Source organism: Paraburkholderia sp. EG304, from assembly GCF_046543485.1.
Taxonomy (GTDB): Bacteria; Pseudomonadota; Gammaproteobacteria; order Burkholderiales; family Burkholderiaceae; genus Paraburkholderia; species Paraburkholderia youngii.
Window position 1 is genome coordinate 20,854 of the sequence record NZ_JBKGUA010000026.1, and the last position, 12,725, is coordinate 33,578.

At 60.4% G+C, this 12,725-nt stretch carries 11 protein-coding genes; 6 read left to right on the top strand and 5 right to left on the bottom strand.

All coding sequences use genetic code 11. The annotated features are described in order from the left end of the window. Window positions 1-21 precede the first annotated feature (21 nt). Window positions 22-1,086 (bottom strand): ABC transporter substrate-binding protein, encoded by a 1,065-nt coding sequence (locus ACLFKU_RS26585; protein WP_410851069.1) that lies wholly within the window; start codon window positions 1,084-1,086, stop codon window positions 22-24. Between the two features lie 155 nt (window positions 1,087-1,241). Between ACLFKU_RS26585 and ACLFKU_RS26590 the strand changes: the two genes are divergently transcribed. Together ACLFKU_RS26590 and ACLFKU_RS26595 are read left to right on the top strand one after the other, a co-directional pair. Further along, on the top strand, window positions 1,242-1,820 hold the full coding sequence (locus ACLFKU_RS26590; RefSeq protein ID WP_410851070.1) for a hypothetical protein: 579 nt from the start codon (window positions 1,242-1,244) through the stop codon (window positions 1,818-1,820). Between the two features lie 151 nt (window positions 1,821-1,971). Beyond that, window positions 1,972-2,925, top strand: a complete 954-nt coding sequence (locus tag ACLFKU_RS26595; RefSeq protein WP_368581622.1) for a LysR substrate-binding domain-containing protein — start codon at window positions 1,972-1,974, stop codon at window positions 2,923-2,925. Between the two features lie 35 nt (window positions 2,926-2,960). On the opposite strand, the gene ACLFKU_RS26600 is transcribed toward ACLFKU_RS26595, so the two are convergent. Further along, complete coding sequence (locus ACLFKU_RS26600; protein WP_013093470.1) at window positions 2,961-3,830, bottom strand: LysR family transcriptional regulator; 870 nt, start codon at window positions 3,828-3,830, stop codon at window positions 2,961-2,963. A gap of 122 nt (window positions 3,831-3,952) precedes the next feature. Between ACLFKU_RS26600 and ACLFKU_RS26605 the strand changes: the two genes are divergently transcribed. Both ACLFKU_RS26605 and ACLFKU_RS26610 read left to right on the top strand, forming a co-directional pair. Continuing rightward, window positions 3,953-5,344 carry an MFS transporter gene (locus ACLFKU_RS26605; protein ID WP_410851071.1) on the top strand — a complete coding sequence of 464 codons (1,392 nt, stop codon included), beginning with the start codon at window positions 3,953-3,955 and terminating at the stop codon, window positions 5,342-5,344. A gap of 106 nt (window positions 5,345-5,450) precedes the next feature. Further along, window positions 5,451-6,566 (top strand): NAD(P)/FAD-dependent oxidoreductase, encoded by a 1,116-nt coding sequence (locus ACLFKU_RS26610; protein ID WP_410851072.1) that lies wholly within the window; start codon window positions 5,451-5,453, stop codon window positions 6,564-6,566. Window positions 6,567-6,978: 412 nt separating this feature from the next. Here the strand turns inward: ACLFKU_RS26610 and ACLFKU_RS26615 are convergent, their stop codons facing one another. Further along, window positions 6,979-8,184 (bottom strand): GNAT family N-acetyltransferase, encoded by a 1,206-nt coding sequence (locus tag ACLFKU_RS26615; protein WP_410851073.1) that lies wholly within the window; start codon window positions 8,182-8,184, stop codon window positions 6,979-6,981. 514 nt (window positions 8,185-8,698) lie between these two features. Here ACLFKU_RS26615 and ACLFKU_RS26620 point away from each other — a divergent pair. After that, a complete protein-coding gene (locus tag ACLFKU_RS26620) occupies window positions 8,699-8,923 on the top strand; it encodes a hypothetical protein (protein ID WP_410851074.1) in 225 nt (74 codons plus the stop codon). Between the two features lie 32 nt (window positions 8,924-8,955). Continuing rightward, on the top strand, window positions 8,956-9,786 hold the full coding sequence (locus ACLFKU_RS26625; protein ID WP_410851075.1) for a CmcJ/NvfI family oxidoreductase: 831 nt from the start codon (window positions 8,956-8,958) through the stop codon (window positions 9,784-9,786). A gap of 97 nt (window positions 9,787-9,883) precedes the next feature. On the opposite strand, the gene ACLFKU_RS26630 is transcribed toward ACLFKU_RS26625, so the two are convergent. Both ACLFKU_RS26630 and ACLFKU_RS26635 read right to left on the bottom strand, forming a co-directional pair. Further along, complete coding sequence (locus tag ACLFKU_RS26630) at window positions 9,884-11,320, bottom strand: LLM class flavin-dependent oxidoreductase (protein WP_410851076.1); 1,437 nt, start codon at window positions 11,318-11,320, stop codon at window positions 9,884-9,886. Window positions 11,321-11,325: 5 nt separating this feature from the next. Continuing rightward, window positions 11,326-12,567 carry an acyl-CoA dehydrogenase family protein gene (locus tag ACLFKU_RS26635; protein WP_410851077.1) on the bottom strand — a complete coding sequence of 414 codons (1,242 nt, stop codon included), beginning with the start codon at window positions 12,565-12,567 and terminating at the stop codon, window positions 11,326-11,328. Window positions 12,568-12,725: the final 158 nt, after the last annotated feature.

Consider the following 12,725-nt stretch of genomic DNA (forward strand, 5'->3'; position numbering starts at 1 on the left):
GCTATGCTGCGGTTGCGGCGCTCAGCGTTCGACCGAGCGGTTCCAGCGCTCCGTCCATTCCGTGCGATGCTGGTTGATCGTGGCCCAGTCCATTGCCGTCAACTTGCGCACCTGTTCCGGACCATACGGCACGCGCGCCGCGACCTCGGGCGTCAGCTCAACGGTCTTGTTGACGGGGCCGAGCCCGATTGCCTGCGCCTGCATCGCCTGCACTTCCGGGCTCAGCAGATACTGGATGAACTCCTGCGAGAGCTTGGGCTGTGCGTTCTCGGCGAGCGCGCAGGCCGCTACCTGTAGCGCGACGCCTCCCTCCTTCGGATACACGAATTTGAGCGGAAAGCCCGTGTTTTGCAACGCGACGGCGCGGCCGCTGCCGTACGGCGCCATGATGACGTCGCCGGATTGCATCAAGCCGTCCATTTCGCCCGGCGTCGGCGCCCACGACAGCACGTTGGGTGCGACCTGTTTCGTCATCGCGTTGAAGCCCGGATCGATGTTCTTTTCGCCGCCGCCGTTCAGACGCGCGAGCATGACGAGCGTGTGCAGTCCATACGTGTTCGTCATGGGCGGCACGCCGAGCTTGCCCTTCAGGCGCTTGTCGGTGAGCGCCTGCCATGAATCGGGCGCGGGCAGGCCGAGCTTTCTGAACGCCTCTTCGTTGTAGCCGATGCCGGTCGCGACCATGCCGACGCCGACGGCCGTCGGGCCCAGCCGCGCGAGCGGGTAGAGGTCTTTCATCACGGGCGCATCCTCGACCTTCGCGCACAGGCCGAGCTGCATCGCCTGATACATGGGGCCGTCGTCCATCACCGCAACGTTGATCTGTTGATGGCCTTTCTGCGCCTGAAGCTTCGCGAGCGTGTCGCTTGAATTGCCCGCCACATAGACGATCTTCACGTCATGCGCTTTTTCGAACGGCGGAATGACTTTCTGCCGGTACAACTGCTCGTTCGAGCCGCCGACGTTCGCGACATACAGCGTGGTTTCGGCGTGGACGTGGAAGGGAGCGGTCAGACAGACGACGGACAGTGCGGAGGCGAGGGCGCGGAGCGTAGAACGGCAACGGCGGCGCGGCGATTCTTGCATGACGGCGATCTCCAGTCAGTGTGGGAATGGACGCTCTGGTGGCGTGTCCATGCATCACAGTCTGTGCCGGGGATGGTCATATAGTCCAATACGAATAAAATAGCAGCCAGACGGCGATCGGACCCAGCGAAGGTGACGAGTCGGATGAAAGGTCTTTGCTCGTACCGTCGATCCATGCGTTGGGGCGCTGTTACGAAGTGTTGCAACTACAACTTTACCTGAGGGCCGGTTATCCGATTTACTATGCCGTGCCAGAGGACATTCTGAAGGCCGAAATCTTGCGGTCTTGCGCGAAGGGAAAATCCACCGCGGAGTGCTGGGAAGAAATGTGCACTTTCCTGCGGGACAAGATCTTCCGCGGCAAGCTGCCGGAGGCCGGCAATCTGCAGAAGCAGTGCGTCTATGTGATCGACCGGACCAAGCCTGCCGCGTGCTTCATCAATCACGATGCGGGGCTGCTGACCTTCGAGGGCATCGATCTCGATGTGGGCAGCCGGGAACTGCCGTTACCGGCGAGCTACATGCTCGACGAACGCAGGGAGCGCTACCGCAAGCGAGTGCTTTCGTTCAAGCCCGCGGATGACGATGCCGCGCTGCGGAACCTTTTGAATGGCGCAAAGAACAAGGAACTATTCCAGCATATCTTTCACGGCCCGAAAGGCGATCATCCTGAACCGGCTCAAGGCAAGGATGCCGCCAGCGACGCCGCGAAGGGCACCGTCACGGTCAAGTGACGAAGTGCGGCGCATGAGTATCGGGAACGTCGCATGCTAGGACTTTTCAGGTTGCTCCGACGCGGATCGTTTCGTCAGAAGGGATCCGCGCCATCACGAGGCGCGTCGCGCCGTACGTTGGCTTATACATGGTTGATATGGGTTGAAACCGATGAACCTGAAACATGTCGAGGCATTTCGGGCGGTGATGGTAGCCGGGTCGATGACGGCGGCGGCCAAAGCGCTTTTCACGTCGCAACCGAATGTGAGCCGTCTGATCTCGCAGTTGGAGCGCGAGACCGGCTTGCTGCTGTTCCAGCGCAGCGGCGTGCGGCTGATTCCGACCAGCGAGGGCACGGCGTTTTTCCGCGAAGTGGAGCGCGCGTATGTCGGCTTGCAGGGGCTCACGAACGCCGCTGCGCAGATCCGCAATCTGGGCAGTGGGCGTCTGCGCATCGCGGCGATGCCTTCAGCGGGTCTCACACTCGTGCCGCATGCGATCAAGCGTTTTCAGGCGCTGCATCCCGGTGTGACCGTGTCGCTGCACGTCAATACCTCGGGCACGGTGAATCACTGGACGGCGTCGCAGTTCTGCGATCTGGGCGTGGCGGTGTACATCAGCGAGGCGTCGAATTGCGAAGTTGAGATGCTGTCCAAAGTGGCCGCCGTGTGCGTGATGCCGGCGGTGCACCGGCTTGCTTCAAAGGCTGTCATCAGGCCCGCTGATCTCGAGGGCGAGTCGTTCATCTCGCTGTGTCACGGCGACGGCACGCGCGCGCAGATGGATGAGGTGTTCCTGCGGGCGGGCGTCGAACGCAAGCTGGCGATCGAGGCGCAATATACGGCGATCTGCTGCGAGCTGGTGCGCTGCGGCATGGGTGTGACGCTCGCACATCCAGGCGTGGCGCTGGACTTCGTCGGGCCGGACATCGCGATCCGGCCGTTCTCGCCGGCGGTGATGTTCCCGATGTATCTGCTGTTCCCGCCGCACCGGCCGCGCGAACGGCTGGCGTCCGCGTTCATCGAAGTGCTGCGCGAGGAGCACGACGAGCTGATGGAGAAAATGGCGCGGATAGTGCCGGACTCAACGCCGAAGAAGACCCGCAAGCGAAGCGTGAAAAGGTGATCTTCGCCGGCCTCTCCTTCTATTGCCGCGTCACGTCATTTGAGGGCTGTGAGAGCCATCTCGATGAGTTGCTGCAGTCGTGCATTGGGATCGCCACTCTGTTTGCGCAAAATCATGAAAAGAGAAAGCGGATCGGGTGGATTTAAAGCGATCCGATGGATCGTGCATCCGGTCTCCTTGGCCAATGGCGTCGTTAAAAAAGCAGGAACAATGGCCCACGCTCCGTTTCTCAGCATCGGCGCCAGCATGTGTGCTTTCTCCACCCAATTTACGTGCCGCGAAAACCCGCGCCGAGCGCGCCATAGATCGAACTGAGGCGACCACGGCAGATGAATTTCTCTTGATGGATCGAGATCCGTCATGTCGAGAACTTCGGGCAACGGGGCTGAACCCGACGCAGCGTAGACCACAAACATCGCATAGTCTCGGATCTTTCTTGAAACAAGATCGACGTGTTCGGATGGAGTCAGTGTGAAGGCTACGTCAAGGTGACCAGAAACAACCCGGTTAGCGAGCTGGAAATAGCGCGAGCTTTCCATATGTAATCGGACAGGCGGTGTCTCATCAGAGAGCGCAGCGACGAACGGCGGTAGCACGTTGATTGCAACGGCGTCCACGGAACCGACAGCGAGGTGCCGCACCTGGTTCGCCTGAAGTTGCTCAGCCTCTATTTCGAGCATTTTCCAGCGCTCGGCAATGTCGAGAAAACGCTCACCTTCCGCCGTCAGCGATATGCCCCGCGCGCCCCTCGAACGCCGCAACAGCGGATGTCCTAACCGGCGCTCGAGGGACTGGATCCGATACGAGACTGTCGATTGCGTCGTAGATACGATCTCGGCCGCCTGAAGCAAACTTCCCGAGCGGACCACCGCCAGGAACGTGTTGATCTCCTCGCTGAACAGCATATCGAATCCTTCGATATTTGGTGAATAAAATCTGACATTGACCGATATTGTGCCCCCACCTTAGCCTAGCTGAATAGAAAAACAAATCCCGTCATTTGATTCGGTAACGTTTGGAGGCACATATGGGCAAGGCACTCGTCGGCATCGAAGATTTACCTCCGAGCCGCTTTCATAAGAGGATAGCCCTCGTGGCGGCAGGGGGACCGTTCTGTGACGGGTATCTGCTAGGGATCATCGTTGTAGCGCTGCCGTTCATTGCGAAGGACCTCGCGCTGAACGCGCTGCAGATCGGTCTGATCGGCGCGTCGAGCCTGATCGGCATGTTCGCCGGCGGCCTGGTTTTCGGACCCATGACGGACCGCTTCGGCCGCCAGAAGATGTATGTGCTTAATCTCGCCGTATTCGTTATCTGCTCACTCGCGCACCTGTTCGTGCATGACGTGACGACGTTGTTCATCCTTCGTTTCGTCATGGGGGTTGCGCTGGGCGCGGACTATCCCATAGCGACCGCGCTCGCAGCTGAATTTCTGCCTCGGAAGCTTCGCGGGCCGGTGCTCGCGAGCCTCGTGCTTTTGCTCTGGGTCGGATACACCATAAGCCTTGCAACGGGTTTGATCGTTAGCGGCAGCGAAAGCGGTGTATGGCGCTACATTCTTGCAAGCGCTGCGATTCCTTCGGCAATCTTCCTGCTGCTGCGCCTTAACATCCCCGAGTCGCCGCGCTGGTTGATTTCCGCAGGACGCGTAGACGCCGCTCGTGGCATCGTGGCACAGCATCTTGGGCCGCAGGTTGACTTTGAGGCGCTCGTTGCTGAAACCCGAGTCAGCACCTCCGGGCGTGGCCTCGGGCTGTCCAAAATCCGCGAACTGCTTTCGCGAGGCTATGGGCGCATGCTGGTGTTTTGCTCGATCTTCTGGATGTGTCAGATTGCGCCTTCGTTCGCAATCAAGACGTTTCAACCGATGCTATTGAAATCGCTCGGCGTCACTCAGCCACTCGCCGGCTCGCTCGTGATCATTTCGTTTGCCATCGTCGGAACTGCGATCGGCATGTTCGTCGTCAACCGCGTCGGTCGGCGCACGCTTTGTCTGGTCTCTTTCGTTCTTGCAACGCTCGCGCTTTTTCTTCTGGCAACGCCGATGTCGAACATTGCCATGGTTGCGATCGGTTTGTTCGTTCTCTTCACGGTGGCCGAAGCTGCCGGCTCCGGGCTGCAATTCATCTACCCGAACGAGGTTTTTCCGACTGATCTTCGTGCAACCGGTATGGGACTCGCGATGTCTGCAAGCCGCATCGGAGCCGCGGCAGGAACGTTCCTCCTTCCTACCGTGCTAGTCCATTTTGGAAGCGCGACTGGTCTGCTTATCGCGGGTGGGATCAGCCTGATTGGCCTGCTCGTATCGGTTCGCATGGCTCCCGAGACCCGTAACGTGTCGCTCGGCGCGGCGAATGCTCCGAGCATGGCAGCGAGCGCCAGCGAACACTCTCTGCAGCGAAGAGAGGCTCGCAGCTGAGCGGAAAGGACGGCGTAGCCATCGCTGACGCCGGTCAGCCACAGCAACTCGGACTTAAGAATCTCACCCTGGCAACACTTCTTGCACCAATGCAAAGAGGCACTCTATGAATTCGGCACCTAAAGTCATCATCATCGGCGCTGGCATCATCGGCACCACACTCGCTTATGATTTCGCGAAACGCGGCGCGCGCGTCACCGTGCTCGACAAGAACGAAGTCGCGAAAGGCGCCACTTCTGGATCATTCGCGTGGGTAACGAATCAGACGAAGTTCCGCAATGCGGACTCGCTTGGCGAAGTTGGCGCGCAGCATTACTTCAATCTGCATCGCCTGTCGCACCTGCGCTGGCGTTACCTGCAAAGCGAAATCGACGGTCTGCCGATTCGCTGGTCAGGCTGCTTTCAAAGCGCCGAGCCCGGCACCGACGAGGCACGGGAACTCGCGGCGGAACTGGACCGGCGCCTGCGCTGGGGCAGCCCGACGTACCGCGTCACCGCGGCCGAGGCACGCGAGATTGAGCCGGGGTTTGAGCCGGGAGCCGAGACGGACATTTTCTACACGCCCGACGAAGGGATGATGTCCCCGGTGCAGCTAACGTCAAGGATGCTCGATGCCGCGGTCGCACACGGGGCGCAATACTCGCCACACGATGCGTATCTAGGCTTCGCGAAGACGGCGGGCGGTTACGAGATCCAGAGCGGAAGTGGCAAGCGCGAGGCCGACATTCTCATCTTCGCGGGCGGCATCGCGAACCCGGAACTCGTCGAAGGCACGGGGCTTAAGGCACCGCTCATCCACAGCATGGGGAGCGTCGTCCATCTCGCGCCGTTGCCACGCATTTTCGATTCGGTCATTCTTGGCGCGCATGTTCACGCGATCCAGCGCATCGACGGTCGTGTGGTCATCGCCAGGCACTTCTCCGGTTCGCCCGTTGGCGATCCAGGCACGCCCGACCCCGAGGAGCTTGTACGTGTCGCCGCGCGCGTGCTGCCCGGCTTGAAGGACGCCGTCGTGGAGAAAGTCACCGAAACGCGTCGCGTCATTCCCGCTGATGGACTGCCCGTCGTGAGCCGTTCTGAAGACCTGCCCGGCGTGCTTTCCATTACAACGAACGCAGGCATCAGTCTTGCGGCCGGACTGTCTCAGTTCATCACGACCGAATTGCTTGACGGCGTGATGGTGAACCTGATGGATCCGTACCGCTCCCAGCGTTTTGCATAGAACTCCGCGGGTAAGTTAATGTGGCGCGCTCTCGGGCGGTGCCGCAGCAGCATCGACAGCATCGCTCGATCGCGCAAACCTTTCAGAACGTCATCGCCTGCTTCCTCGACGAATGGCTATCAGCGCAAGCCTCTCGACGCGTTGGCTATCGACACGGCTCTTTAGGCGAGTTCGTGTTTTCGACGGCTCAGGCAGACACATAGGCGGTGCCGCGGCAGACAAAAGAACACACAACACAAACTGCAACAGCACCGACATGGATCTTGACGCGTGAAAACTCCGACAGCAAACCATTGAATTTCGGCGTGTGGACCGCGAACCGGAGGCGATGCCAGGATCGCGCAGCAGCAGACGGTCACGTAGGCCGCGGTCCGCGGCCTGATGGATTGCTTCGAGCAGATATCAAAGCGCTTCAGAGCGGTTGGTTGTCTTTTTTGAACGGAGAGTATTCCGGCGCGTCTTCATGCTGGATCAGTCGCAGCAAAGGGCTGATCGCCCGGTTCAGCAGAGGCTGGCGGTGGCGCACCCAAACCTGCATCGGCTCCGGCCGGCAGCCGATGCGGGCTTTGGGTGCGAGCGCCGTTCTGCCGAAAGAGACGCGTCGGCAACCGAAATCGATTGCCTGCGTCAGCGACGCATGCAGAAGGCGTAGATAAAGCGGCACGCCATTGGTAGCAGCTTCGCGATCGAAACCGATGTGCCAGACGACCGCCGTGTCCGCGTCCTTGAGCGTGACAACGAAGCCATAAATATGGCTACCCTTGACCGCGACGTGGAAAACGATTCTTGCGCCGGCGGCTGCCGCTAACGCTGGCCAGTATTCCTGATCCAGCATAAATGGCCGCAACCTGGCATTGGTGTGGGTCTGCAGGTAAAGATCTTGCAGATGTCCAGTAACCGACGCCACGTCGTCAAGACGTTCCATCCGGAACCCAGCCGCATCGAACGGTTTGTAGATCTGGGACTTGACCGCATTGCGGTACTTGGAAGCAAGATTGGCAAGATAGTCAGCGTGGGTATGGACGCCTTCGGGTAGCGTCAGCACCATGTTGGGTTCGGTTTCGACGGCGGAATAGCTGAGTTTGCCGAGGCAGGCGCTGGGTTCCTTGTCGGCTTCGAGAATGTCCTTAACCACAATAAGGTTGGTCTGTCCGTCCAGCTTTTCGCATCGGCGGGTACGATACAGTGCGTCCGCCACGGCGGGCCACAGTTCCGCAGGAGTACTGCCGGGCGCGAAACAAACGCCGTGCTGCCCGTAACTGAGCAGGTTGCCGCAGACAAGAATACGCTCGGTGAGCGGCACTTTGAGTTTGCGCTTGCCTGGTTCACCGAAGTGCTCGAGGCTTACCTGGACGATTTGCATGCAGACTGCGGCTCGCGGTCCGTCGTCATCCGAGATCAAGGCGTAGCGCGGCTCCAGATTGGCCGGACCGGCCACTTCGATCATTTGCAGGTATTCAGGCGAAAAATAAAAGCTTTGCGCAGCAGTGACTGTGCGCCAATCCTCCACGTTAAGCTGTCGCAGGCGATGCGCAATAGCGATTTGAAAGCCGCTGGCGCGACGCAGTTGCTTGCGCAGTTGCAGGCGGGTGTTCAGTTGCTTTGGAAGTAGTTTCATTGCGAAGGGGCCCTGGACGACCGGCAAACTGGCACCCGAGCAATCTTACAACCGCTTTGGTCCCGCTGGCGAGGTCCCGATGTCGTCGTAAGTCACGCTTCTGAGCCGCCCACGCTGTTGCATCTGCTGACATCGTTGTGCGGATCAATTCGTTTTCAACGGCTTTTTATCGAACTACGATGTGCGCTTGATTCGTTCAAGAGGCATTCGTGAGCGGCCCAAAAAGCCACCCTTGCGACGCCCAAATAAGCGTTTTGCACATTGATAGCGTGGCGGAAGGAATGTGCAAATCGTGTAGAGCGTCGGTGCATCCGACGCACCGACGCGCCTTGGGAAGCAGACTGCGCGTCGGCTTTCGTCGGCGGGTGTGCCGCTGCGCAGACGCGCCACGCGCTTCGAACGGCCAGCCTATACAAGGTCCAAACGTTGCAAAGCAAAGCACAAATGCTTGTTTGTGCATTGCCACTTCACTGACTAGATTCAACTGAGGTTGCCATGAGCAGGAGGGCGCATCATGTCGATGAGCCTCGCATCGTTTTGCCGTCTGGCCGTGCTTCATCCGTTCGAATTCGTGCGTCAGCGCGCGCAGGCGCGGGCTGTGCCGTCTGTACCAGAGCATACGTGGAAGGACGATCCTGAGCGCCTCGAACGCATTGCCCGCTATGCGCGCGCCGGCTACTTCAACATCACAGTCACATCCGATTCGTGTCAGATCATCGGCGAAATAGCGCCGGACTGAATTCGTTCACTCGCAGGCAAGGAGCGCAACTAATGAGCGATGTCGTCATTGAACAGCCGGCCGTCGTCGAAGCCGCCTTGAACTATCTCGTCGCGACGGGGGAAAAGCCCGCTACCTACGCTTATGAGCCGCCTGCTGGCGTGCCGCAGCGCAGTGGCGTGTATCGGACGCAGCGTGTGAATATCGTCAATGCGCGGGTTTCGCCACCGCCGGGTGGTTTATCGTTGGACCGCAACGGTTTCGAGTTGCGGCAGTACGCGAGCGCGCTCCGCGATTTCACGGACCCTGCTGCGATAGAACGCATTTACTATCCCGAGTCCGAGGCGCTGCTAAGGCGCTGGACGGGCGCGAAGCGCGCCGTCATCTTCGATCACACGATTCGCGATGGCCATGCGGCGCGTCCAGGCAACGTGCGCGAGCCGGTCAAGTTCATTCACAACGACCAGACCTTCGTATCGGGTCCGCGCCGCGTGCGCGATCACCTGCCGCCGCACGAAGCGGAAGAACTGCTCAAGGGCAGGGTGGCGATCGTCAACCTGTGGCGTCCGATCGGATCGACGGTCGAATCGTCGCCGCTGGCGTTGTGCGATGCGCGCAGTATCGCGCCGACTGATCTGGTGCCGGCGGATCTGATCTATCAGGACAAAGTCGGCGAGACCTATGCGTTCGTGTACAACCCGAAGCACCGCTGGTACTACTTTCCGCTGATGAAGCCGGAAGAAGTCCTGCTCCTGAAAATCTACGATTCCGCTGGCGACGGTGTCGCGCGGCTGACAGCACATACGGCATTCGATGATCCGTCGTCGCCGCCGGACGCAAGACCGCGTCGGAGTATCGAACTGCGCACGCTATTGTTCTTCTGATGCTTGCCGAAGCGTGCACGGGCAAGATCGCATAAGCGCTTGGCACGGCCGGATAGACGCAGGAATGTGAACAGCGGTATGACGGGCCACAACGCGCTTACCTCACCGCATGGGGTTCGGCAACGGTGGGCGTTGCCGTGACCGGCTGCGCCTGTTGCGACTCGCGCTTGACCCGCTCGATATCGCGAAAGCGGGTAGCCGGATGCGTCTGCGGCAGACGCGCACCGTCGCCGAACAGCTTCTCGCGCAGCGTGCCGGGCGTGTACGCGGTCGGGTACACGCCACGGCGCTGCAACTCCGGCACGAGGTAATGGACGACGTCTTCGAACGTTTCGTGCGCGATGGCATACGCAAGATTGAATCCGTCAACGCCGGTCGCCTCGACCCATTGCTGCAGGATGTCCGCCACCGTCGAAGGAGATCCGACGAATACAGGACCCATGCCGCCGACGCCGCCCCAGATCGCGAGTTCCTCGATGGTCCATGCCTTGTCGCCCCCTGACAGATGTTCGACGGCCGAGACGATGGCGTTGGTTTCGACGCGTCTCACGAGATCGGTGGGCGCGTACTGGCCGAAGTCGATACCCGTCCATCCCGACATGAACACGAGCGACCCGTCATACGACACATAGCGCTTGTACTCTTCGAACTTGGCCTGCGCCTTCGCATCCGTTTCATCGACGATCACGGTGACGAGGTTGTAGATAAGCAGCTTGTCCGGATCGCGGCCTGCTTCCGCTGCCTGGCGTCGCACATCGCTCACGTAGTTTTTCAGCACGGCTTGCGTCGGCGCGGCGACGAACACGCATTCGGCGTGCTGCGCAGCGAATGCCTTACCCGGACCCGATGCACCCGCCTGAAAGAGCACCGGCGTGCGCTGCGCAGAAGGCTCGCAAAGGTGATAGCCGGGCACTTCGAAGTACTTGCCCTTGTGGCCGATTTCGTGGACCTTCTCCGGATGCGTGAACACGCGCTTCTCGCGGTCGCGGACAACCGCGCCGTCTTCCCAGCTTCCTTCCAGAAGCTTGTACAAGACTTCGACGTATTCCGTCGCGACTTCATAGCGATTGCCGTGATCGCGCAATCCGCCTTCGCTGATGTTCTTCGCGCCGCTCTCCAGATACGACGTGACGATATTCCACGCGAGCCGGCCCTTCGTCAGATGATCTGCGGTCGAGAGGCGGCGCGCGAAGGTATACGGATGCTCGAAGCTCGTCGACGCCGTGATGCCGATGCCAAGGTGCTCGGTGACCATCGCAATCGGCGCGGCGAGTTGCAGCGGATCGTTGACGGGAATCTGCGCGGCCTGATGCAGCGCGTGATAGTTGTTGCCTTTGTAGACGTCGTAATAGCCGATCACGTCGGCGATAAAGATGCCGTCGAAAATACCTTTCTCCAATACCTTCGCGAGATCCGTCCAGTATTCGAGATCCTTGTATTGCCAGGAGCGGTCGCGCGGATGCGCCCACAAGCCCGGCGACTGATGACCGACGCAATTCATCTCGAATGCATTGAAGCGAATGGGTTTGGTCATGACGCTCACTTGCTCCCTCGGCCGGGGCCGTTGCCGATACTCCAGATAAACGGCGGCTCCTTGCCGTTAATCACCCAGTCGCCGACGATGCGCGCCTTGTAGACGAGGGGATTGTGCGACGACACGGTGCGCGCGTTGCGCCAGTGACGATCGAGCGCCTGCGTGGTGCTGGTCGCCGACGCACCGAGCGCATCGAACAGATGCGTCGCCGCGCGCAATACGAGGTCCGACACGACAAGCTGGCTCTGCGCCGATTCGAGTTCGGCATCGACGTTGGCGCGATGCTGCGCTTCGGCATCGTTGGAAAAACGGGCTTCGTACGCGCGTTGCAAAGGCTGCGCCGCCTGCCCGGTCAGCGCCTGTGCCGCATAGGCCCATGAGGCGATTTCGCCTGCCACCTGCTGGATCTGCGCGTCTTCGCTCACGTGCGGCGCGTTGCCGTGGCTATAGATGCGCTTGCGCTGCCGCACCAGCGTGCCGACGTCGCGCGTAATGGCCGCACCGATGCCCGCCAGTGTGGCGACATGCACCAACTGATAAAACGCGGTCTGATACTTGAAGCGCCGCTCGAACGCAATGATGTTATGGGCATCGACCGAGGCATTGGTGAATACCGTCGTGCCGCTGCCCGTGGTTGTCTGGCCGAACCCGTCCCAGTCGTCCTTGCGTGACACACCGGGTTGATTCGTGCTGACGGCGGCGATTACGTCGGCGCCGTCTTCCTCGCGTTTCGCGAGCACGTCGATCCACTCGGCAAAGATGCTACCTGTGCTGTAGTACTTCGAGCCATTCAGCACGTACTGGCCATCGCGTCGGGATACCCTGGTCGACAGCGTGCCGACGGCGACGTCGCCCACTTCAGACCACGCGCTGCCCACCAGTTGTCCGCTCACGAAACGGTCGAACCAGGTGTTGCGCTCGGCGCCGGGCGGCACATTCAGCCAGTCTTCGACGAAAGCGAAGTGCGCGCGCAACGCCTGCGGCAGATTCGAATCGGCCGCGGCGAGTTCGATCAGAAGACGAAACAGTTGCGGCAGCGACGCACCGGCACCGCCATGCGCGACCGGTATCCGCACTGCGCCGAAGCCCGCGTCCTTGAGCCAGCCAATCGCTTCATGCGGCAATTCGCGCGAACGGTCGCGCTGTGCCGCGCCCGCGGCGATCCGCTCGAAGATTGGGCGAAAGCGATTGGCGAGTGATTCGTAGTCGGTTCCGACGGAGAGATCGGCGGCGTTCGATGAGGTCATGCACATCCTTTGAAAAGGCAGTAGCGAAGCCCACGACGCGGGTTGAGCGCTGGACAATGGCGAGTATAAAAATCACCGCTCGCCGCACGTAAATAACGGATTGGCAGATCGTTATCCGTATGGCGACTAATGTCGGCGCGATAGCGGTGGTATGACTG

Excerpts from the sequence above, each read along its gene's own strand:
- ACLFKU_RS26620 (WP_410851074.1), top strand. The coding sequence starts at position 8,699 with ATGTCGATGAGCCTCGCATCGTTTTGCCGTCTGGCCGTGCTTCATCCG.
- ACLFKU_RS26610 (WP_410851072.1), top strand. The coding sequence starts at position 5,451 with ATGAATTCGGCACCTAAAGTCATCATCATCGGCGCTGGCATCATCGGC.
- ACLFKU_RS26635 (WP_410851077.1), bottom strand. The coding sequence starts at position 12,567 with ATGACCTCATCGAACGCCGCCGATCTCTCCGTCGGAACCGACTACGAA.
- ACLFKU_RS26600 (WP_013093470.1), bottom strand. The coding sequence starts at position 3,830 with ATGCTGTTCAGCGAGGAGATCAACACGTTCCTGGCGGTGGTCCGCTCG.
- ACLFKU_RS26625 (WP_410851075.1), top strand. The coding sequence starts at position 8,956 with ATGAGCGATGTCGTCATTGAACAGCCGGCCGTCGTCGAAGCCGCCTTG.
- ACLFKU_RS26630 (WP_410851076.1), bottom strand. The coding sequence starts at position 11,320 with ATGACCAAACCCATTCGCTTCAATGCATTCGAGATGAATTGCGTCGGT.
- ACLFKU_RS26595 (WP_368581622.1), top strand. The coding sequence starts at position 1,972 with ATGAACCTGAAACATGTCGAGGCATTTCGGGCGGTGATGGTAGCCGGG.
- ACLFKU_RS26585 (WP_410851069.1), bottom strand. The coding sequence starts at position 1,086 with ATGCAAGAATCGCCGCGCCGCCGTTGCCGTTCTACGCTCCGCGCCCTC.
- ACLFKU_RS26605 (WP_410851071.1), top strand. The coding sequence starts at position 3,953 with ATGGGCAAGGCACTCGTCGGCATCGAAGATTTACCTCCGAGCCGCTTT.
- ACLFKU_RS26615 (WP_410851073.1), bottom strand. The coding sequence starts at position 8,184 with ATGAAACTACTTCCAAAGCAACTGAACACCCGCCTGCAACTGCGCAAG.